Origin of the sequence: Infirmifilum sp. NZ (assembly GCF_022693705.1) — an archaeon.
Classification (GTDB): domain Archaea; phylum Thermoproteota; class Thermoprotei; order Thermofilales; family Thermofilaceae; genus Thermofilum.
This window is the reverse complement of record NZ_CP094288.1, coordinates 814,514-832,793: the sequence shown is the minus strand read 5'-3', so window position 1 is coordinate 832,793 and position 18,280 is coordinate 814,514. Positions and strand designations below refer to the sequence as shown.

The following is an 18,280-nucleotide window of genomic DNA, read 5'->3' as shown; positions in this document are numbered from 1 at the left end:
AATTTGCGATGTTAAGGTGTATGTCGAGCATTGGAAGAAGCAGAGAAAGATATCATTGTTAGGTCTGAAGAAGCCCGAGAAGGTAAACGAGCTTTACGCTATTCTCGACATATTTTCTAGCAACGTTATCAAGGAATCTCGTACCTTTCTCGTGATCGCGGTATATTCTGTCTCCAAGCCAGTTCCTACTGTTGACAAGCTCTCGCTCGACGTCTGCTAGGCTTATAGCGTTAAGTTGGAAGGTCTGCCGCGCCTCCTCCGAGAGGTTGCGCTGAAGCTCCTCTAGCCCTGTAACATCCATCCCTAGGAACTTCCTGATTCTCGGCTTCGCATCATCCACGAGGCCCATCTGAATTAACCCGCTGAGAAGCGCTGCGTGGTAGGTGAGTCCTAGCATGTGGAGCTCTTCGCGGACCCGGTTTACATCAGATACGATTAACTTGAAGTTGTTGTTAAGCAACTCTTCAAGCCTTTTCTGGGCCTCGCCTGTTGACTTAACCCTGTAGAACTCCTTGACGAACTTCTCTACTACAGTTTCCTCGCCATCGAATATCGCGATATAGCCATACACTAGATCCCCCCTGTCGTCTAGCGGTACTAGGAGGACATCGAGAGAGGCGAGTTTGAGATGGCGGCCCGGCTTTGGGACGTAAAGCTTCTTCCCCTGAAGGAGCAGTGCTATCTTGTGAGATGAGAGGATGTATTCGACGACTCGCTTAGCCAAATCTCTCGCCAGATCCCATTTTCCTCCAAGGCCTATCCATTCGATGTGAGCTTCCTCGTCACGCGCGAGGAGCAGAACCTCTGCGACTATACTGGGGGTGTAAGCATCCAGCTCCCGGTAGATTTTCTCCCAATCCAGCCTCTCTATCAGGCCAGCGCACTCCTCCTCCCAGAGAACCAGCGTCTTCCGTCCTCCAAGTGTTGACAGCGAGTAGGAGAAAGTAAAGAGGGGGAGCCTGTACGCTTCTCGCAGGAAAACCATGAGGAAGGCGAGTCCAAGCCTGATTCTCCTTAAATCCTCCTGGTAGTCGAGTTCGATTAAACTGCCGTACGTGTAGTCCTGGTACTTGCCAGCAGTAAGGGCTGGTATTTCCACAACTCGCCTGTCCCTCACGATTATAGTCCCGCTCTCCGTCTCGACGGGGCGCCCCCGCTCCCGCTCAATTATCCATACCGTCTTGTAGGGGTACTTGTGGTACAACCCGAAGCCCTCTGTTGGGGGTATAACGTTGCTAATCGCCTCCGAAAGTAAGCGCCCCCGGAGGTAATCGTGCAGAATGCTCGCCCGCTCCCCCCACTTTGCCTTAATCTTCCTGTACTCTTCAAGAGCGAAAGCGAGCGCATCGCTCCTCGATAGCACGCTCTCGCTTAGTGGTTGTACTATTACTTTCCTAACGGATCTCCCAGTTTCTCCTCCCTTTCGAATCGCGGTTACGATGCCATCTGACGAGTAATCTAAGCAGCCTACCTGGAATTTCTCTACGAGATCTGAGAAAGATATGTCCTCTAGGTATTTCTCACCACTGTCATCGACTAAGACACGTTTGATCCCGAAGGGGGGCGCGAACTCGTAGAAGTTGATGTTGTACCATGTGCTCTCGCCTCGGCGCGTGAGGGAGCCGTTGCTGTAGAGGCCCAGCTTCTCAAGAAACTCTGCCTCCTGCCTTGAAGGTCTCTGCCCAGACTTGACTTTAAACAGTGTGTAGAAGAGTAGGCCGTACTTATTGTCCTTGTTGATCAACGTTACCTCGATCGGGCTTTCGATCCAAGCCTTCAGAACCTCAACACCTCTGCTTAGGAGCTCGCGGTCCCACCTAGCCCCCGGAAGAATCACGGTCTCGGTGTACGGGATAGTTTCCCTTCTCCCCTTTCTACCGTTTCGTTGCCAAAATTCACGAACATCATCCGGTAGACCGACGTGCACAACTCTGGCCACGGCTCCTATGTCAATGCCCTGAGTGAGGGTTCGAGGGGAGATGACAACTTTCACCTTTCCCTCCCTCATAAGGTTCTCGACCTCCTTCCGCTTTTCCTTACTCACCAAGTGGTGATGGGAAGCCACGAGGCCTTTCTTCTCATCCGGAAGTGAAGCCACCAGTTTCCTGTAGATCTCTTCAGCCCTGTTTATGCTCCGAGTGAAAACCAGCGTAGCATACTCGTCGTCGACGTACTCACGCAAGAGGTCGGTGGGGTCTAGGCGCCATGGAGAGGCTTCGACGCCCAAAGCCTGGAGGGCTTCCACCACCTTAAAGTAGTTCTTCTTAAACGCGTCGAAATTCTCGAGCGCTTCAGCAACTTCCTTACTCTCACCGAGCCTTTCCACGAGGCTTTTGTACTCCCTAAGCCTCAGCCATTCCTGAAGCAGATTCTTGCCGAGGGCTATGTACACCCTGTCCTCGCGCCTGAAAGGCTTACCCTCGATGATCGCGCAGTCCCTCCCCGTGTACTCCTTCAGCACGGAACACATGTCCTCGGGATTGGAGAGGGTAGCCGTTAGAACAGCCACCTGCAAGGTGCCTCTCACTTCGGCGAGAATCCTGATGAGTGAGAGGAGTAGTGAAAGTTCCCGCGGGCTGTAGAAGTCGATCTCGTCGACGACCAGGAGGTCCAGCTCGTTTATAAAGCCTAACAGAAGGCTGCTCGAAGGCTTTACGGCCAGCCTTTTAACGTCCATGAGAAGGAAAGCCGGGTTAGTCACGACAATGTCGGCATTCCTTATTTCGCTCTTTAGCTGGCCGAAGCTTTTCCCAGAAGCACTAGCCCTCGTAGTTGCATCCACCGCGTAGACCTTTAAACCCACAGCTGAGGAGTACTCTTCAAGCCGCGACAGCTGGTCGTAGGACAAAGCCAGCGTCGGGTAAACAGCGAGCGCCTTCTTCCGTCCTTTAGCCACGTAGAGCCACCATGCTTCCGTTTTACCACTTCCTGTGCCCGACCTCAGTACCACGTTTTTTCCACGGACGAGCTCCTGGAAGGCCACGTACTGGTGCTTGTAGAGCCTCCTTCCGGCTAGGTAGGAAAGCCTCGGCGAACTCGGGGGACACTCAATGATCTCACCAAAGGTGACTTCTACGGTCTCCGGCTCTACGCCAGGCTCGGTGAAGCTGTAGAAGTCCACTTCAAGCTTCTTGAACACCTCCTCCGTAGTTATCATCACGAACTCTTCCCAATGCGAGGGAGTGACTAATCCTAACCAGGACCCAGAACATTAATAAAGCGTTTGGTCATACGCTCATGTGCATCCATTACTCGACTGGCTACTACGGATAGCTAGCGGAGTTGGCGGGTATCTTGGCATCTTCGTCATCTCGATAATCGGCAATTTAATTCCGTTTATCCCCATACCGTACCTAGTCGCCGTGTACCTCTACTCAGCGCTCATCCCAGGGTCAAATCCCCTCCTAGTCGGCGTGGTGAGCGGAGTTGGAGCAGGCTTGGGCAAACTCTTAGTTTATTTGGCCAGCCGGGGGGCTTCATACCTTATAATAAGTAAGGAAACCCGTGAGAGGTACACCCGAATCTCTTCCATGTTGGGGAAATGGGGTGCGGTCGCCGTCTTTCTTTTCGCGGCTACACCGAGCCCTGATGATGCAATAATAATACCCCTAGGGTTGATGGGGTATGATCCACTTAAGTTCTTCCTTGGGGTAGCTTCAGGCAAGATCGTCATTAGCGTTCTGGTAGCCTACACGGGTGTTATTGTCGCTAGGATCACCGGAGGAGAGTTCTTCATGGAGCTCCTAGCATCGATTATTTTATTCGTGATTGTTATGCTGATAATCTCTCTGATTAATTGGGAAAACATTTTAACAATTCTCGCAGAGAGAGGTGTTAAGGGTCTGCTTGAGGAGGTCAAAAACAAAGGCCTCGGAGCGGTTTTCTACCCGAGAAAAACAAATAAAGAATCGCTAGGCAAAAGTAGAACGTGACCGTCTACGCTCTCGAAAATTCTTACGGCATAGCCGCTGGGATAGCAAGGTCTATTGGAGACAAGCTTGTCCAGGTAGAGTACAAGCTCTTCCCAGACGGTGAAAGCTACATAAGAGTACAGCAGAGGCCAGAAGGTCCTGCAGTGCTTGTTGCCTCCCTGTACCCCAACACCGACAAGAGAATCTTCGAGCTCTTCATGGCGGTTGAAGCTCTAAGGGCCATCACGCAGGATGTGGTAATCGGAGTAGTGCCCTATATGGCTTACGCGAGACAGGATAGGAGGTTTCTAGATGGTGAGCCGATCAGCGTGAAGGTGGTGCTTAAAACTCTCGAAACGCTCGGTCTCGACGCCCTAATCGTTGTCGACATACACAAGCCCGCAGTCCTCGATGAGTACTGGGGAAAGCCTTACCGAAACGTCTTAGTTGACAAGCAGGTAGCAGACTACTTCAAAGGCAAGCTTTCGAACCCGCTGATTCTAGCACCTGACGCCGGGGCGTTAGAGCGGGCTAAAAGAGTTGCAGAACAACTAAATGCAGATTACGATCACTTGGTGAAGGAGCGGGACAGAGTAACCGGGGAGGTCAGGGTCTCCACAAAGGAGATTAGCGTCACTGGGAGGGACATCCTCATCGTGGACGACATCATAAGCACTGGCGGTACTATGGCGTTAGCGGCCAAGACAGTCCTCGCGCAAGGAGCCAGGAGCGTTTACGCCTCATGCACGCATGCCGTAATGGTTAAGGGAGCGTTGGACCTTCTCCTGTCCTCCGGTATACAAGAGGTTGTTGCCACGGACACCGTGCCCTCCCCAGTATCAAAGATTTCCGTCACACCCGCAACCGTTGAGGCACTTAAAGACCTATTGGAAGAAGTTCTCTAGCTTTGCTGTTTTGTCAGGCTTCTTCTGATCACTCCCTAGCGAGTTAGCCTTAGCTTCGCGATGGGAGAACAGTAGTTTTGAAATGTCGAGGAACTCCTGTCTTCCGCTCCACGCTTTGGACCAATCAACGTCCTTTCCGCCGAGCTCCACTGCATAAAGCTCACTGAAGCTATGGATGTTCACGATGGCAGGGAGTGGAGCCGCGGCTCCAGACACCAGGGCCTGCCCGACCGTCAGGCTGGAGAGGCTCTGAACAAGCTCGGCTGTAATATCCTCTACACTCAGCATTATGTGGCGTTGGTCTTCGGGGTTTGTGGTTCTCATTGCTATGAGTGTACCGCACTGAGCCAGTAAGGTCTGGCTTAGCTCTCTAGGCCTCTGGCTGACGATACCTAACCCTACTCCGAACTTTCTGCCTTCTTTAGCTATTTTCTCGAGGATCTGGCGGGAGGGGATCTCACGGTCCTTAGGAGCGTAGATGTGCGCTTCCTCAACTATCACGAGTACCGGTAGCGAGGCACCTGCCTGAACGTGGGCTGACACAACCCTCCACAAGGCGCGTAAAATAGTCGCTGTAGTCGTAATCTGAACCTCGCTGGGTAAGCCTCCAAGGGCTACAATCGTCAACCCCTCGTCGAAGAGCCTCCTGTAAACCTGCGCGTAGGCCTGCCCGCTCTTCTCTGGTTCACTTGCCGCTACTCTCTCGTAAATCTCCTTGCTTGCAGAAGGGGAGGTGATGAAAGAGAGTTCTGGGTCATCTAGCAAGCTTGCCAGCTTAAGCCTAAGGTCTGTAGCCGAATCATCGCGGCCCCCAATTTTCTTGAGAAGGTCGCCTGGCTCGAAGTATATTGGGTCATCCGGAGTGGCCTCTCCCCACTTCTCGCGGCGAACGGCTAGTAGGGCCTCGCGCAGGTGGAGGAGTTGCTTCGTCGCGCGGCTATCGAGCCTGAGAAGCTCCGCAATCTCCTCAAAGCCTAAGCTCCACAATGGTACTTCGAGAGACTGTGGGTCGATGCCGTACCTCCTTCTGAGCATCTCCTGGAGAACCCCACTGGGGGAGAATACCCTGACTCTGCCTTGAAACAGCTTCGCTAGGGGGACGTACTCGCTATGAGTGTCTATAAGCAAGATGCGGGGTGAAGCGTACCTTTCGAGGATTCTAGATACGATCACTGCAACCGTGTTCGATTTCCCGGAGCCAGTCATAGCTAGAACAGCGAAATGCCTAGAGGCGAGCATGTTTAGGTCGAGCGTGAAGTTGACGCCCGGAGCCGCAACTAGAGTGCCTACATCAATATCATAGGAAGACAAGAGTGGTTTAAGCTGGTCTTCATCAGCTAGGAAAACCCTCTCGCCAGGAGCTGGAAGGCTTTCCACGCCTCTAACAACCTTCCCGTCGCGCACGTAGCCTACCACAACGGCCGTTATCTCGTTCCTTGTGACGACTACGTCCTCATACCCTTCGAGCTCCTCAAGGACGCGCCCGCGCTTGTAGAGCTCGTCCGTGAGAAGATAGCCGGCTATAAGCGCCAAGTGCTTGGTTCCACTGCTCGAACGGAAGGTCACGTACGTCCCAGGCCTGGACACTAGCCTGAAAGCTTCGTCGGGAACAGCTATTCTTAGCACGTTCCGTCCAAAGACGTTCACTATCTTGCCGACTTCTCCACTCAAGGCGTACTCACTACATGCATGGAGTTTACGTAAATAAATCGATCACCGGCGCTCGGCCCTAAAGAGCGATTTCCCGACCGATAGGCGAGAGGATACTCTTTAAAGCCCCGCTGGAGTCCCGCCAGAGCCTTGTGGCAAAAGCCTCGGCAAGCTCTCGCGAAAGCACCGCTTTGTGGTGTACAACCGCAAGGGGGCGCGGGTACCCGCTTCTTTCATCGGCGAGCTCCGAGAGCGTTGCCATCGCGTCCTCCAAGCGGTCCCTAGGCACTAGCTCGCTGGGAAAGGATGCCTGAAGAACGGGTCCAGCCCTCGAGATCTTAAAGTACACAACGGTGAACCTGTTGAACCTATACGCGCGCTTAATCGTATCCGGGGACGCTACTGGGTCTCGTGGGGGAGAAATGGGTTTGAGCGACCTTGCTTTCACGTCCTCCCGTAAAACAAGATACGAGCGCTCCTTCGCATGCCAGATGATACTAAGCAGAACTGCATCGCTGATCCACCCCCGCACGCCGAGCACCTCGGATAAGAAGCGGCTCGTCGTCTCCTTCGCCACCCATATAGGCGCGATTCCACTTTCCTTGGCCTGAGAGAGTAACTCGCCCAGTAGCCTCAAGTAGAAGTTAACCTCAGTGTACGCTACGCTGAAATCTATGAGGATCTGCTTGCTGAGACCCTCTTCAACTCCTAGTTCTGACAGCGGCTCGTACAAAGACTCGGCGTGATCGTAGATTGTCGCCAAGAATCGGGCAACAGCCTTCAGGAACCTCGCCGCGTCCTCCTCCTTACCGGCCTCCTCAATCAACCCATCGATAGCTCTGTTCACTTCATCCTCTACACCTTTCAGCACGGTCTGTAGAGGCACCCCCCGAGCTCTAAGAGCAGAGTGCACCTGTGTGACAGCATCGTAAGATGAACCATACCCAGCGAGGAGCGATGCCAAGTAGCTTCCGTCAAAAACTACCAGCTCGACACCCCTCCTAACAGCCCTTATACCCTCTAATAGCTCGAGCGAGCCCATGATCAGCGAAGCCCTCGTCTCCCCAAGGAACTTAGGAATGAGTATGTGAGGTAACGGGTGCCGCGCCCCCGGCATGCCGTCTACTAGCCTCCTGGAGACAACTCCGACAGAGGCCAGCGAGAGCAGGGAAACGAAAGACCCCTGCCTCTCGCTCAACGCGTAGCTCCCATCGATAAACCACGAGCTGCTTAACGGCCGGCCTCTTATTTCGTCAGTCTCTTCGAGCTCGCTCTTTGCCCTGGACACGATTTCCTCGATTTCCCAAATCAGCCTTGATTTATCCAGTTTGTGCATAATGAGACTTCAACAACTTTTCGGCCCTTAAGGGCTAAAAGTATATTTCCCCCTTCGCCTGAAAAATGTGATGCCTGAAGGCTTTGACATGGTAAGCTTCCTGCTCGAGCTCGTGAGAATTCCTAGTGAGTCGGGGTACCAAGGAAACACCATCGTGAGGCGTAACTACACGGAGATTGTCGCACTCATCGAAAAAACAGCCGTTGAGAACGGGCTAACAGTTGAGCGTGTGGAGCTCCTCAACGGAGATATACCATCTCTCGTGATAGGGCTCCCTGATGCTCCTAGGAACAAACCATCGATGGCGTTTGTCACACACTATGACGTGGTTCCAGCTAAAGGCCCCTGGGTTGTGGACGGGCAGCAGATGGATCCTTACGAGCCGATCGTGAGAGACGGTAAAGTGTACGGTAGAGGGGCCGCGGACGACAAATCGGCTATCGCAGCCGTCATGGCGGGGCTTGTCTCTCTTAAAGGTGCAGGGGAGAAGTTGCGCTATGCTCCGTTTCTGGTGATTACTGGGGACGAAGAAGTAGGCGGCACCGGGGTTAAAGCCCTGCTGGAACAGGGTTACAGGTGGGATCGCGTTGTGATCGTTGATTCGGGCTCCGAGTACGTTTCGGTTGGGGCAAGCGGCGTTGTTCACGGATGGATTAAGGTGAGGGGAAAATCCGGTCATGCAGGCTATCCTCACGAGACGCGTAACGCAGTAGAGGACTTATTGAAGCTATTGTGGGAGCTAAGGGAGTACAAGGCTCTCAGACATGGGAAGCTGTCGAAGCTCCCCTCTCCTCCAGGTAGCCCGGTGCCCCAGGTTTGGGGACGCTTTACAGTAACTGTGGTTAAACTCCCGGAAACAGAACCCGAGAAACACAACAGGGTACCCGGCGAGGCGTGGGCGGGATTTGACATGAGGCTAATACCGGAGGAAAGGGTAGAAGACGCTCTGCACGAGCTCTACGCATACTTCTCGTCAGCTGTATCCAAACTAGGTATTAGCGCGAAAGTTGAGGTGATCACGGGTCAGCCGGGTTGGTACGCGAAGAACGAGCTCTTCGTAAGAGAGGTTATAGAGGCCGCAAGGAAAGCTTACAGAGATATGGGCTTCCGTGGCGAGCCTTCTGTTGCTGCTGAGCTGGGAGGGAATGATGGAACTTACTTTGATCTCTACGGCATGGACGTCGTGGCGTTCGGAACCATACGCGAGGGGACGAACATTCACTCCGAAGGTGAGTTCGTCTACATCGAAGACCTAGAGATGTTTAAGCGCTTTATGGTAAACATTCTTTTAGGGGATTCTCGTTGAAAGTTAAGGTTAGGTACTTGGCTTTCTTCAGAGATTTAACGAAATGCAGCGAGGAGATCTTTGAGATTCCTGAAAGCGAAGCTAAGGTGGCTGACATCTTAGCGACTGTTTCCGAAAAGTATCCGAGAATGAAGGACTACGTAAATAGCGGGGAGTTCGTTGTTCTCCTAAACAACAAAAGCGCGGGGCTCGGCGACATCGTAGTTGAAGGGGATGAGGTCATACTCATGCCCCCAATTTCTGGAGGCTCACACTATGCATTCGTCGACTCTGTGGATCCGGTCGTGCTGCTTGATGCTATGCTTAAAGCCCTCGATGACAGCGCAGGAGCCGTGGCCGTCTTTATTGGAAGAGTGAAGGGCTCAATCGACGGGAAAAAGGTAAGCGAGCTTTACTACGAGACCTTTGAGCCGATGTCGACGTCCGCACTCGCGAAGATAGGTGAGGAGGAGTCGCTGGGTCATGGGCTCCTCTATGCGACAATCTACCATAAAAAGGGCTCTGCCAAGCCCGGGGAGCCGGTGCTGTTCATAGGTGTAGCCTCAGAGAGTCGCGAAAACGCTCTAAGCGCCTTGGGAGCGATCCTAGAGCGCGTAAAGCATGAAGCCTACGTTTGGAAGCTTGAAAAACGAGAAGACGGTGAGTTCTGGATACTGGAAGATAGAAAAAGGGTGCCAAGAGGCTAGGGGTTAGTGAAGTGCTCCTGAAAACTACGTGAACTGATTTGTAGAGGTGAATCAGCCTTGAGGTCAGATGGGTTTATCGTCCTTTGAGGCCTGTTTAACTTTCTCCAACACGCGTACTTCTTTTATCAAGGTGTAAGGATACTGGCCTCTACTGTCTTTCTCCAGGGATTTTACCATATCCCACACCGTCAAGAGCGCCACGGTAACGCCCGTCAAAGCCTCCATTTCGACTCCCGTCTTTGAGGTGGTTTTAACCGTGACCGTTGCCTCCACACCATCCTCTGTTAAATCGAAGTCGACCTCTACGCCGGTTATTGGAATTGGGTGGCAGAGCGGGAGTATCTCCCAAGTTTTCTTCACTGCAAGTATCGCTGCCACGCGCGCCACGTTCAGCACGTCGCCTTTTGGAACCTTCCCCTCCAGTATAGCTTTTACCGTTTCTTTCTTCAGTCGAATGAAGCCGCTAGCAGTAGCCTCTCTGTAGACTTCAGGTTTCTCCGTTATGTCCACCATCTTCACTCCTATTTTGCCGCTCATACGGCTCGCCTCGCTAGGCTTAAGACGTGGCCAGCCTCCGGGACGATGAGCTCCCTTAAAGCGGTCTCGACAGCCCCTGGCGACCCGGGAATACAGAAGATAATTTTACCGCGTACAATCCCGGCGGTGGAGTTAGAGAGGAAACTGGATGAGCCGGCTTCCTTAAAGCTCACAAACCTGAATAGGTCCCCAAACCCTTCTAGCTCTTTTTCAAACAAAGGTCTCACGGTTTGAACAGTTAGATCGTCTGGCGTGGGTCCTGTGCCCCCGCTTACGATGATCTCATCAACGTCCGGCTCATCCAATAGAGTATCTATTGCTAAGAGTATAAGACGAGGGTTGTCAGGGACGAGAACATAACGCGTCAACTTATGACCGCTCCTTTCAATTATCTCCCTTGCTTTCATGAAGGAAACATCTTCCACGCTTCCTCCCATCCGCGAGGCGAGATACCTAGATGTGCTCACAGTTACAAATGCAAATCTTACAGTGCTTGGAGCCTCCTTTTTATGCACCTCAATCGTAGTCATTGTAGGAGCTTTCTCAAGGGTGCCTAAAATAATTTAGCCTTAGAGAAACGTTTTATATCGTTCGCTATCGAGTACGCATGTGGAGCAAGAAAGGGGCGCTGAAAGAGAACCCTTTAGAGGAAAATTGGCAGGGGGCTATGTGGTTGTGTGCGGCGAGGAGGCGGTCTCCTTTCTGGCTGATAGAGGTTATGGTCTACGAGAGGCTGAGTGCCTTAAGTTGTCGCTCCTAGAGGCTGCTTACCTTATGTATAGAGGGTTGCTACTGGCTGTTGATGATTCGGGTGAAGAGCTCCACTTTGACTCCATAGTAACTTTGGGGAGCAAGGCTGATCCTGACTTTTGGACGAAGCTCAACGTGTACTCGGATCTAAGAAACCGTGCTCTTATGGTTTTTCCCGGTGTTGCTCCCTTGGAATTTCTTATTGACTGGAAGAGGAAGGATAAGGTGCGAAGATACCTTGTGAGGGTCGTGAAGGAAGGAGCTAGGCTTAGTTTTAAGGAGTTTGAGGAAATGTTTCGAAGAGCGCTTGAGAGCGATCGGGAACTCGTATTGGCAATAGTTGATAAAGAGGGGGTTATCTCATACTATACCGTAGAGGGTGTGTTGCGTGGCAAGCTCCCAGAAGTTGAAGATCGTGACAAGGTACAAACTGAGCAAGAAGGACAAGAAAGCGCTTTTTGAGGAAGCCATGAGGGAAGTTGGCGCTGAGGTAGCAGGCTTGATCGATTCGAGTGAGAACGTGGAAGTGGCCAAGTTAAAGCATGCGAGTCTGACTGAACTTTATTTCGTTGACGGGATGGTCACCTTAGCCAGGTTCGAAAACGTGGGTCTGGTTCCGAGCCTCTACCTTATATACCGGAAGGGTATTACTCCCAGCTATCCGTCAGTCTACGTTGACCAAGGGGCCATACCACACATTCTCAACGGGGCCGATGTCATGGTTCCGGGCATTAAGATGATCGAGGGCGAATTCGACGCAGGGTCAAAGATCCTCGTGAGGGATCACGATAAAGGTAGAGTAATCGCAATAGGAGTCAGCTTGATGTCGTCACAAGAGTTGAGAGCTGCGCATAAGGGTAAAGCCATTAAAAACCTGCACTACCTCAATGACGATATATGGCAGCTTTCCCTGTCTTAAACTATCCTAACGCTCTCCGCATTCTGCGGAGTCAACACATTGAAGTTCAAATGGGTTTTCTTCCTGAACCAGTCGCTGAGAAGATAGGATCGAAACTCTTCAATCTTGCTTCTCTCGCCGTGATTCAGTATCACCGTTCGCGGGGTAGGCTCAACTCTTCTTAGGTAGGCCTCTAGCTGCCTTCTGTCGCTGTGGCCTGAGAAACCTTCAACTCTGTACACGCCCATCTTCAACTCCTTTGTGACAACTCTGCCCCCCTCATCAAGGAACGTCAATTTCCGCAGTCCCTGAAGTATCTTTCTTCCAAGTGTACCCTCAACTTGGTAGCTCACAAATACCAAGCTACTGTTGGCGTCGTCTGAAAGTATCTTCAGGTATTCGAGCACAGGACCACCCGTGAGCATACCGGAAGTTGCTAGGATTACCGCTGGTCTTGTGCTGGCCACCTCTTCCTTGTTTTCACCGCGGTAGATGTGTATGTTTTCGGAAGTGAAAGGATTCTGGTCGTTGTATATCAGGTTTCTAACGGTTACGGAAAGGTACTCTGGGAAGGTCATATGCACCGCGGAAACCTCGTCTATCATACCTTCGATGTAAATTGGAAGAGGTGGAATGATTTTATTTCGAATAAGGTCGAGTATTGCAAGGAGGACCTCCTGGGCTCTCCCAACGGCCAGGACAGGTATAAGCACAATCCCCTTCTTCTCTATGGTTTCGAGGATGATCTTAGCTAGCTCGAGACGGGCTTCCTCCTCGCTCGGCAAAACATCGCTCCTGCTACCGTAGGTGGATTCCATTATCAGAACCTCTGCTCTTGGAAACTTGGTGTGTGCTGGGTCGAGCAGCATGGTTCTCGCGAACTTCATGTCGCCAGTGTAGACGAGGTTAATAAGGCCCTCACCTATGTGGAGGTGAACCAGAGCTGAGCCTAGGATGTGCCCAGCTCGGTAGAGAGTGAGCTTTACCTCTGGGGCTATATCCGTAACTTCTCCGTAGCCAAGAGCGTACGTGTGGAGTATTATCGACGATATTTCCCTTGCTGAGAAAAGTTGAGGCCTGCCTTCGCGCTCAGAGACCTTTATGTAATCCTCGAAGAGTAGCTTAGACAAGTGGAGCGTAGGCTCAGTCATGTACACAGGTCCCTTGTATCCATACTTGAACAGTACTGGTAGTGCTCCGACGTGGTCGAGATGGGCATGCGTTATGACAACAGCATCGAGAGAGTCGACATCGAACTCAGGCAAGTCAAACATCGGTAGCTCGTCAGAGTTTCCTGTGGGTTTTAGCCCAGCATCTAGGAGTATATTCGCCTCTGGCGTTTGAACCAGAATAGCGCTTCTGCCTACTTCCTGGAAAGCTCCGAGCGCGACAACTCTTACTCGATCCGTCTCAAAAACGGGCTTTCGGTAAACTCTATTGCCGAGCTCTTTCAGGAACTTTCTCCTGCTTTCGACTTCGGCACGATAGATCTCGCGTATCTCGCGTACGCTTCTGCTAACAATGGGGGGTCTGCGAAGGACGCGCGGATACCAAAGAGTGTCGATGAAAATTCTGTTCAAAGTCTCTTGACTAACCTTCTCAGGGTAGAGAAGCTCTATCTCGACTTCACCTATCGCTTCGTTGAAGTAGAGATCTTTTAGACCAGCCTCTTTCGGTATCAGTGAGAGTATTATATCTCGTGCAGTCTTCTCGTCTAGTCTAGATGCGTCATCTCCCCTCACGATGACTCTCTTTCGGACAGTTTTAGCTATTCTCTTAACGAGCTCGCTGTCATTCTCGAGAAAGACCTGGGGTCTCCTAGTGTAGATGGCTATTCGTGGTCCTTCGAAATCCACCTTTGTGATCTCCGCACCGGGTGGGAGATTGCTGAATATCGCCTCCCTGACTTCCCGAGCTACTGACGTTACAACTTCCAAAATCTTCACCTTGCAGAGAACAGAAGTGTGTGTCCTAATTCCAGACGTCTTTAAATACTTTTCTACGTGCGTTTGAACGAAATGCCGCTTCTCGTTATAGTAGCAACATCTACACCTTCACCGCTACCAGGGTCTCTGGCAAGCGCTATCCTGACGGCCTTTACAGCAAGCTGGACTGCCTCGTCCAGCGATAAGTCATCCCTGTACTCGTGCTCTAGCATGGATACTGCGAAGGGTGATCCTGAACCCGTCGCGGTGAACTTTTCACGCGTGAGAGTTCCAAGCCAGTCCAGCGAGTATAGTGAAGGACCTTCACTGTCAATTCCACCGATGAGCATCTGAACTGATAGTATTGGTCTGTAGTTGAAGAGGATCACCGAAGCGAGTGTCGCCAAACTTCTCACGGAAATGCCCTCGCCGTTGGTTGCTCTATAGTACCTTGCCTCCGCCCTTAACCGTTCAACGAGCTGTTGAGCATCTCCCACCGCACCAGCTATAGTGACTGCGATGTGCGAGTCTACTTCGAGTATCTTCCAAACTTGCTTGCTTGCGATGAAGTACCCACTAGTGGCTCTTCTGTCAGCCGCCAGGACGACGAAATCTTTCCCAGTTATCCCTACCGTGGTCGTTCCTTTGAGGACACCTGGAGGGAGTTTTCCGTCAGACATACCAAAGCGCAAAAGTAAAATGATTAAAGCAGGTATAAAAAGAGCACTATGCCGCGTCGCGCAGTTTCAATGGTGACGTCGCTCTTCGCCAAGCCTGGAATAGTCTTTCAGCCATTGGTCACGTCTAAGTGTCTAGAGTGCCCCTTTTTCAATGCGTGCTTGGGGAATCTACGACCACTTGTAAGCTACAGGGTTGTAGGTGTGCGTAAACACGTGGTACATTGCCCTGCTCTTGCTGAAGACCTGATAACAGTTGAGGTCGAAGAGCTGCCTGCTAAGCTGGTTTTAAGCTCTAGAGACGTCATGCCGGGTGCTGTGGTTTACTACCGGAGACCTGGCTGCGATAAGGGCGTCGAAGAGTGCACCCCCGTCTTTATTGAAGAAGGAGAGCGTATACGAATCCTAAGGGAGATCGAAAAAGTGGGGAGTGGTTTTTCGCTTGTGGAAGTAGAGTTTATTGATCCTCCTTCTCCGCGGATTTGGCTTCTTGCGAGGCGGAAGCTTCTTGGGAGGGTTGCGCAGCAGGAGCCTGGGTAGGTTCTTTAGCTGGCTCTCGTTCCAGCTTAAACGTGAACACTACGTTCACTGAATGGACGCTGGGAAGGTACTTCTGGACGTCTCTAATGAACGCGTTTAATAGTTGGTAGGCATTGTCGTGAAGCAGAGCCGTAGTGGGGATGCCCACTGTAACCTCGGCATCTTTTTTCTCAACGGTTATCTGTTCTCTAGGAACACCTCTAAACCACCTGTGGAAAAGCTCTCGGATTTTCTCCTCGTCGCTACTGAGAACTTTCTCAAGTTTAAGCGTTGCTTTTACCTTCTTGCCAGCAAACGGGTGGTTGAAGTCTACGGTTACACGCCCCCCTCCGACTCTGATGATCCTACCTCTTTGACCCCCAATCTCGACCTCTTCGCCTACCCGGGGTATAACTCCCTGCCGAGTGAACTCGCGCGCGGGTATCACCCTGATATTCTTTGGATCTCTTTCACCGAACGCCTGAGATGGCTCGAGGATGACTTCTTTGGTTTCTCCCTCTTTCATTTCCCGTAGAGCGTCTTCAATAGGCTTAAAGAGGAGACCCTCACCTACAATAACCAGCTCGGGCTCGAAAATGTTTTGCGTTGAGAGGTTGTGCTCTCTTGCTACTTCCTCAATTGTGGTGTCTACGACTTTTTCTCCGCTCTCGTCGACTACGCTTATCGTGTAGTTCACTAACACGAATTGTCTGTTATCCGAACTCATGCCAGCACCTGGAGAGGGGATAGGTTCCTTAGCTATAAGCTTTGCTTTTGATCCCAACACTCAACTCTTAGTTTTTCCCATGTGATTTGCAAGGAGATGGGGAGTAGTGGGGGCCTTGTTTTTATAAGACCTGCTTTCGTCTAGCTAGTCTGAGAGAGCTCTCTAAGGAACACCTTGGCGTACACGAGAGTGTGGCAGAGTTTTTATATGCCCCTACGTGTTGGTAAGTATAGCTTCTGGTGATGTCATGTGAGTAGCGACGAGAAGCCAAACGAGATAGAGCTGAAGGTATACGAGGTTCGCCAACACGAGGCCGGCAGAGGCAGGGTTAGGATTGACGAAGATGCGATGGAGGCCCTCGGCATAAGCGCCGGCGATGTGGTAGAGATTGAGGGTAAGAGGAAAACTGTGGCCATTGCCTGGCCTGGTTACGCGGAAGATAAGGGAAAGGGCATTATTCGAATGGACGGATGGACCAGGAAGAATGCCGGCGTTAGCATCGGGGATAAGGTTAAGGTGAGAAAAGCCGAAGTTAAACCCGCTGTGGTGGTTAGGCTTGCCCCCGTCTCTATGACGCTCGCTGTGGATGAGAACTTCGTCGCGTACGTCAAGAAGCGGTTACTGGATAGGCCGATAATTGAGGGGGATATTATACAGATACCTGTCCTAGGCCAGGTCATACACTTCAACGTTGTTAGCATAAAGCCCAAAGGAGTGGTTATGGTCACTGAGAAGACTCAGCTGAAGATACTTGAAAGGCCAGTTGACGTTGGTAGGATACCAAGGGTCACCTACGACGACATAGGAGATCTGGAAGAAGCCAAGCAAAAAATCAGGGAGATGGTGGAATTGCCGCTTAAACACCCTGAGCTGTTCAAGAGGCTGGGTATTGACCCGCCTAAGGGTATACTGCTCTACGGCCCACCTGGAACTGGCAAGACCCTGCTCGCGAAAGCCGTTGCCAACGAGACCGACGCCTACTTCATAGCTATCAATGGCCCCGAGATTATGAGCAAGTTCTACGGTGAGAGCGAGCAGAGGCTCAGGGAGATCTTCGAGGAGGCTAAGGAGCATGCCCCGGCTATAATCTTCATCGACGAGATCGACGCCATCGCCCCGAAAAGGGAGGAGGTGACAGGCGAGGTCGAGAAGAGAGTTGTAGCACAGCTCCTAGCACTCATGGACGGGCTAGAGGCTAGGGGTGATGTAATAGTCATAGGCGCTACGAATAGGCCGAACGCACTGGACCCTGCTCTTAGGCGTCCTGGGAGATTCGACCGCGAGATCGAGATAGGGATACCTGATAAGCGTGGAAGGCTTGAGATTCTTAAGGTTCATACTCGGAGCATGCCGCTAGCCAAGAACGTGGACTTAGAAAAGCTTGCAGAAATAACACATGGCTATGTGGGGGCGGATCTTGCTGCTTTGTGCCGTGAGGCCGCGATGAAGGCACTGCGTAGAGTTTTGCCTAAGATCGATTTGGAGAAGGAAGAGATTCCTGTAGAAGTTCTAGAAACCATCGAAGTCGAGATGGAAGACTTTCTGAACGCCTTTAGAGAAATAACTCCTAGCGCACTTAGGGAGATAGAGGTGGAGGTTCCCAATGTGAGGTGGGACGACATCGGCGGTCTTGAGGATGTTAAGCAGCAGCTGCGGGAGGCCGTGGAGTGGCCCCTCAAATATCCGGAGTCCTTTGAGCGGCTGGGTATTGACCCGCCTAAGGGTATACTGCTCTACGGCCCACCTGGAACTGGCAAGACCCTGCTCGCGAAGGCCGTGGCAACCGAGAGCGAGGCAAACTTCGTGAGCATAAAAGGCCCAGAGATATTCAGTAAGTGGGTTGGGGAAAGCGAGAGAGCAATCAGAGAGATCTTCAGAAAAGCCAGGCAAGCAGCGCCCTGCGTGATTTTTATAGATGAGATCGATGCACTTGCACCAATGAGGGGCCTGGTTTCATCTGACTCAGGCGTAACGGAGCGCGTAGTTAGCCAGCTTCTCACGGAGATGGATGGTCTTGAGCGTCTTGAGGGTGTTGTGGTGATTGCGGCTACTAACAGGCCTGACATCATTGACCCTGCTCTGCTCAGGCCTGGGAGGTTTGACAGGCTGATCTACGTCCCGCCGCCCGACGAGAAGGCTAGGCTCGAGATCTTCAAAGTGCACACGAGGAGAATGCCCCTAGCCGAGGACGTAGACCTCGCAGAGCTCGCAAAGAGGACAGAAGGCTACACGGGAGCAGACATTGAAGTTTTAGTGCGTGAAGCTGGGTTAATAGCCCTGAGAGAAAACATAAACACCGATAAGGTTCATATGAGACACTTTGAAGAGGCCTTGAAAAAAGTCCGGCCTTCCTTAACGCCAGACATAATTAAGTTCTATGAATCTTGGAACGAGAGAGCGAGGAAGGTCTCAAAGCAGCAATTAACTGTAACGGGATTCTACGTGTGAGCGCG

General features: G+C 51.8%; 16 protein-coding genes. 8 read left to right on the top strand and 8 right to left on the bottom strand.

Annotated features, from left to right (window positions below; genetic code table 11):
• Positions 1-58: 58 nt before the first annotated feature.
• The gene (locus tag MOV14_RS04495; RefSeq protein ID WP_318538133.1) at positions 59-3,157 is read right to left on the bottom strand and encodes a DEAD/DEAH box helicase; all 3,099 of its coding nucleotides are present in this window, start codon (positions 3,155-3,157) and stop codon (positions 59-61) included.
• An 82-nt stretch (positions 3,158-3,239) separates the two neighbouring features.
• On the opposite strand from MOV14_RS04495, the gene MOV14_RS04490 reads away from it, so the two are divergent.
• Together MOV14_RS04490 and prs are read left to right on the top strand one after the other, a co-directional pair.
• A complete protein-coding gene (locus MOV14_RS04490; RefSeq protein ID WP_318538030.1) occupies positions 3,240-3,932 on the top strand; it encodes a VTT domain-containing protein in 693 nt (230 codons plus the stop codon).
• Positions 3,929-4,816: a ribose-phosphate diphosphokinase gene (gene prs / locus MOV14_RS04485; protein ID WP_318538029.1), complete on the top strand. Its 888-nt coding sequence runs from the start codon at positions 3,929-3,931 to the stop codon at positions 4,814-4,816. The genes MOV14_RS04490 and prs overlap by 4 nt, the downstream gene beginning before the upstream one ends.
• Here prs and MOV14_RS04480 read toward each other — a convergent pair.
• Together MOV14_RS04480 and MOV14_RS04475 are read right to left on the bottom strand one after the other, a co-directional pair.
• Positions 4,796-6,487, bottom strand: coding sequence for an ATP-binding protein (locus tag MOV14_RS04480; protein ID WP_318538028.1), 1,692 nt, complete (start codon positions 6,485-6,487; stop codon positions 4,796-4,798). The two genes, prs and MOV14_RS04480, sit on opposite strands and share 21 nt — an antisense overlap.
• A 58-nt stretch (positions 6,488-6,545) precedes the next feature.
• Complete coding sequence (locus tag MOV14_RS04475) at positions 6,546-7,802, bottom strand: DNA double-strand break repair nuclease NurA (RefSeq protein WP_318538027.1); 1,257 nt, start codon at positions 7,800-7,802, stop codon at positions 6,546-6,548.
• Positions 7,803-7,872: 70 nt separating this feature from the next.
• Here MOV14_RS04475 and MOV14_RS04470 point away from each other — a divergent pair, with 70 nt between their 5' ends.
• Both MOV14_RS04470 and MOV14_RS04465 read left to right on the top strand, forming a co-directional pair.
• Positions 7,873-9,108 carry a M20 family metallopeptidase gene (locus tag MOV14_RS04470; protein WP_318538026.1) on the top strand — a complete coding sequence of 412 codons (1,236 nt, stop codon included), beginning with the start codon at positions 7,873-7,875 and terminating at the stop codon, positions 9,106-9,108.
• On the top strand, positions 9,105-9,794 hold the full coding sequence (locus tag MOV14_RS04465) for a molybdenum cofactor biosynthesis protein (protein WP_318538025.1): 690 nt from the start codon (positions 9,105-9,107) through the stop codon (positions 9,792-9,794). The genes MOV14_RS04470 and MOV14_RS04465 overlap by 4 nt, the downstream gene beginning before the upstream one ends.
• Before the next feature lie 63 nt (positions 9,795-9,857).
• Here MOV14_RS04465 and moaC read toward each other — a convergent pair whose 3' ends face one another.
• A complete protein-coding gene (moaC, locus tag MOV14_RS04460; protein ID WP_318538024.1) occupies positions 9,858-10,331 on the bottom strand; it encodes a cyclic pyranopterin monophosphate synthase MoaC in 474 nt (157 codons plus the stop codon).
• Positions 10,328-10,861, bottom strand: coding sequence for a MogA/MoaB family molybdenum cofactor biosynthesis protein (locus tag MOV14_RS04455; RefSeq protein WP_318538023.1), 534 nt, complete (start codon positions 10,859-10,861; stop codon positions 10,328-10,330). Before MOV14_RS04455 ends, moaC begins: the two co-directional genes overlap by 4 nt.
• Before the next feature lie 79 nt (positions 10,862-10,940).
• Between MOV14_RS04455 and MOV14_RS04450 the strand changes: the two genes are divergently transcribed.
• Both MOV14_RS04450 and MOV14_RS04445 read left to right on the top strand, forming a co-directional pair.
• Positions 10,941-11,543, top strand: coding sequence for a hypothetical protein (locus tag MOV14_RS04450; protein ID WP_318538022.1), 603 nt, complete (start codon positions 10,941-10,943; stop codon positions 11,541-11,543).
• Positions 11,497-12,000: a PUA domain-containing protein gene (locus tag MOV14_RS04445; RefSeq protein WP_318538021.1), complete on the top strand. Its 504-nt coding sequence runs from the start codon at positions 11,497-11,499 to the stop codon at positions 11,998-12,000. The genes MOV14_RS04450 and MOV14_RS04445 overlap by 47 nt, the downstream gene beginning before the upstream one ends.
• Here the strand turns inward: MOV14_RS04445 and MOV14_RS04440 are convergent.
• Together MOV14_RS04440 and psmB are read right to left on the bottom strand one after the other, a co-directional pair.
• A complete protein-coding gene (locus MOV14_RS04440) occupies positions 11,997-13,916 on the bottom strand; it encodes a beta-CASP ribonuclease aCPSF1 (protein WP_442786687.1) in 1,920 nt (639 codons plus the stop codon). The two genes, MOV14_RS04445 and MOV14_RS04440, sit on opposite strands and share 4 nt — an antisense overlap.
• A gap of 62 nt (positions 13,917-13,978) precedes the next feature.
• Positions 13,979-14,584 (bottom strand): archaeal proteasome endopeptidase complex subunit beta, encoded by a 606-nt coding sequence (psmB, locus tag MOV14_RS04435; protein WP_318538019.1) that lies wholly within the window; start codon positions 14,582-14,584, stop codon positions 13,979-13,981.
• Positions 14,585-14,632: 48 nt separating this feature from the next.
• On the opposite strand from psmB, the gene MOV14_RS10015 reads away from it, so the two are divergent.
• The gene (locus MOV14_RS10015) at positions 14,633-15,121 is read left to right on the top strand and encodes a UPF0179 family protein (protein ID WP_442786686.1); all 489 of its coding nucleotides are present in this window, start codon (positions 14,633-14,635) and stop codon (positions 15,119-15,121) included.
• Here the strand turns inward: MOV14_RS10015 and MOV14_RS04430 are convergent.
• Entirely contained in the window at positions 15,039-15,827 is a 789-nt protein-coding gene (locus MOV14_RS04430) for an FKBP-type peptidyl-prolyl cis-trans isomerase (RefSeq protein ID WP_318538018.1), read from the bottom strand. The two genes, MOV14_RS10015 and MOV14_RS04430, sit on opposite strands and share 83 nt — an antisense overlap.
• A gap of 249 nt (positions 15,828-16,076) precedes the next feature.
• On the opposite strand from MOV14_RS04430, the gene MOV14_RS04425 reads away from it, so the two are divergent.
• Positions 16,077-18,275: a CDC48 family AAA ATPase gene (locus tag MOV14_RS04425; RefSeq protein ID WP_318538017.1), complete on the top strand. Its 2,199-nt coding sequence runs from the start codon at positions 16,077-16,079 to the stop codon at positions 18,273-18,275.
• The last annotated feature ends 5 nt before the right edge of the window (positions 18,276-18,280 follow it).

Excerpts from the sequence above, each read along its gene's own strand:
- MOV14_RS04495 (WP_318538133.1), bottom strand. The coding sequence starts at position 3,157 with ATGATAACTACGGAGGAGGTGTTCAAGAAGCTTGAAGTGGACTTCTAC.
- MOV14_RS04475 (WP_318538027.1), bottom strand. The coding sequence starts at position 7,802 with ATGCACAAACTGGATAAATCAAGGCTGATTTGGGAAATCGAGGAAATC.
- MOV14_RS04470 (WP_318538026.1), top strand. The coding sequence starts at position 7,873 with ATGCCTGAAGGCTTTGACATGGTAAGCTTCCTGCTCGAGCTCGTGAGA.
- moaC (WP_318538024.1), bottom strand. The coding sequence starts at position 10,331 with ATGAGCGGCAAAATAGGAGTGAAGATGGTGGACATAACGGAGAAACCT.
- MOV14_RS04455 (WP_318538023.1), bottom strand. The coding sequence starts at position 10,861 with ATGACTACGATTGAGGTGCATAAAAAGGAGGCTCCAAGCACTGTAAGA.
- psmB (WP_318538019.1), bottom strand. The coding sequence starts at position 14,584 with ATGTCTGACGGAAAACTCCCTCCAGGTGTCCTCAAAGGAACGACCACG.
- MOV14_RS10015 (WP_442786686.1), top strand. The coding sequence starts at position 14,633 with ATGCCGCGTCGCGCAGTTTCAATGGTGACGTCGCTCTTCGCCAAGCCT.
- MOV14_RS04430 (WP_318538018.1), bottom strand. The coding sequence starts at position 15,827 with ATGAGTTCGGATAACAGACAATTCGTGTTAGTGAACTACACGATAAGC.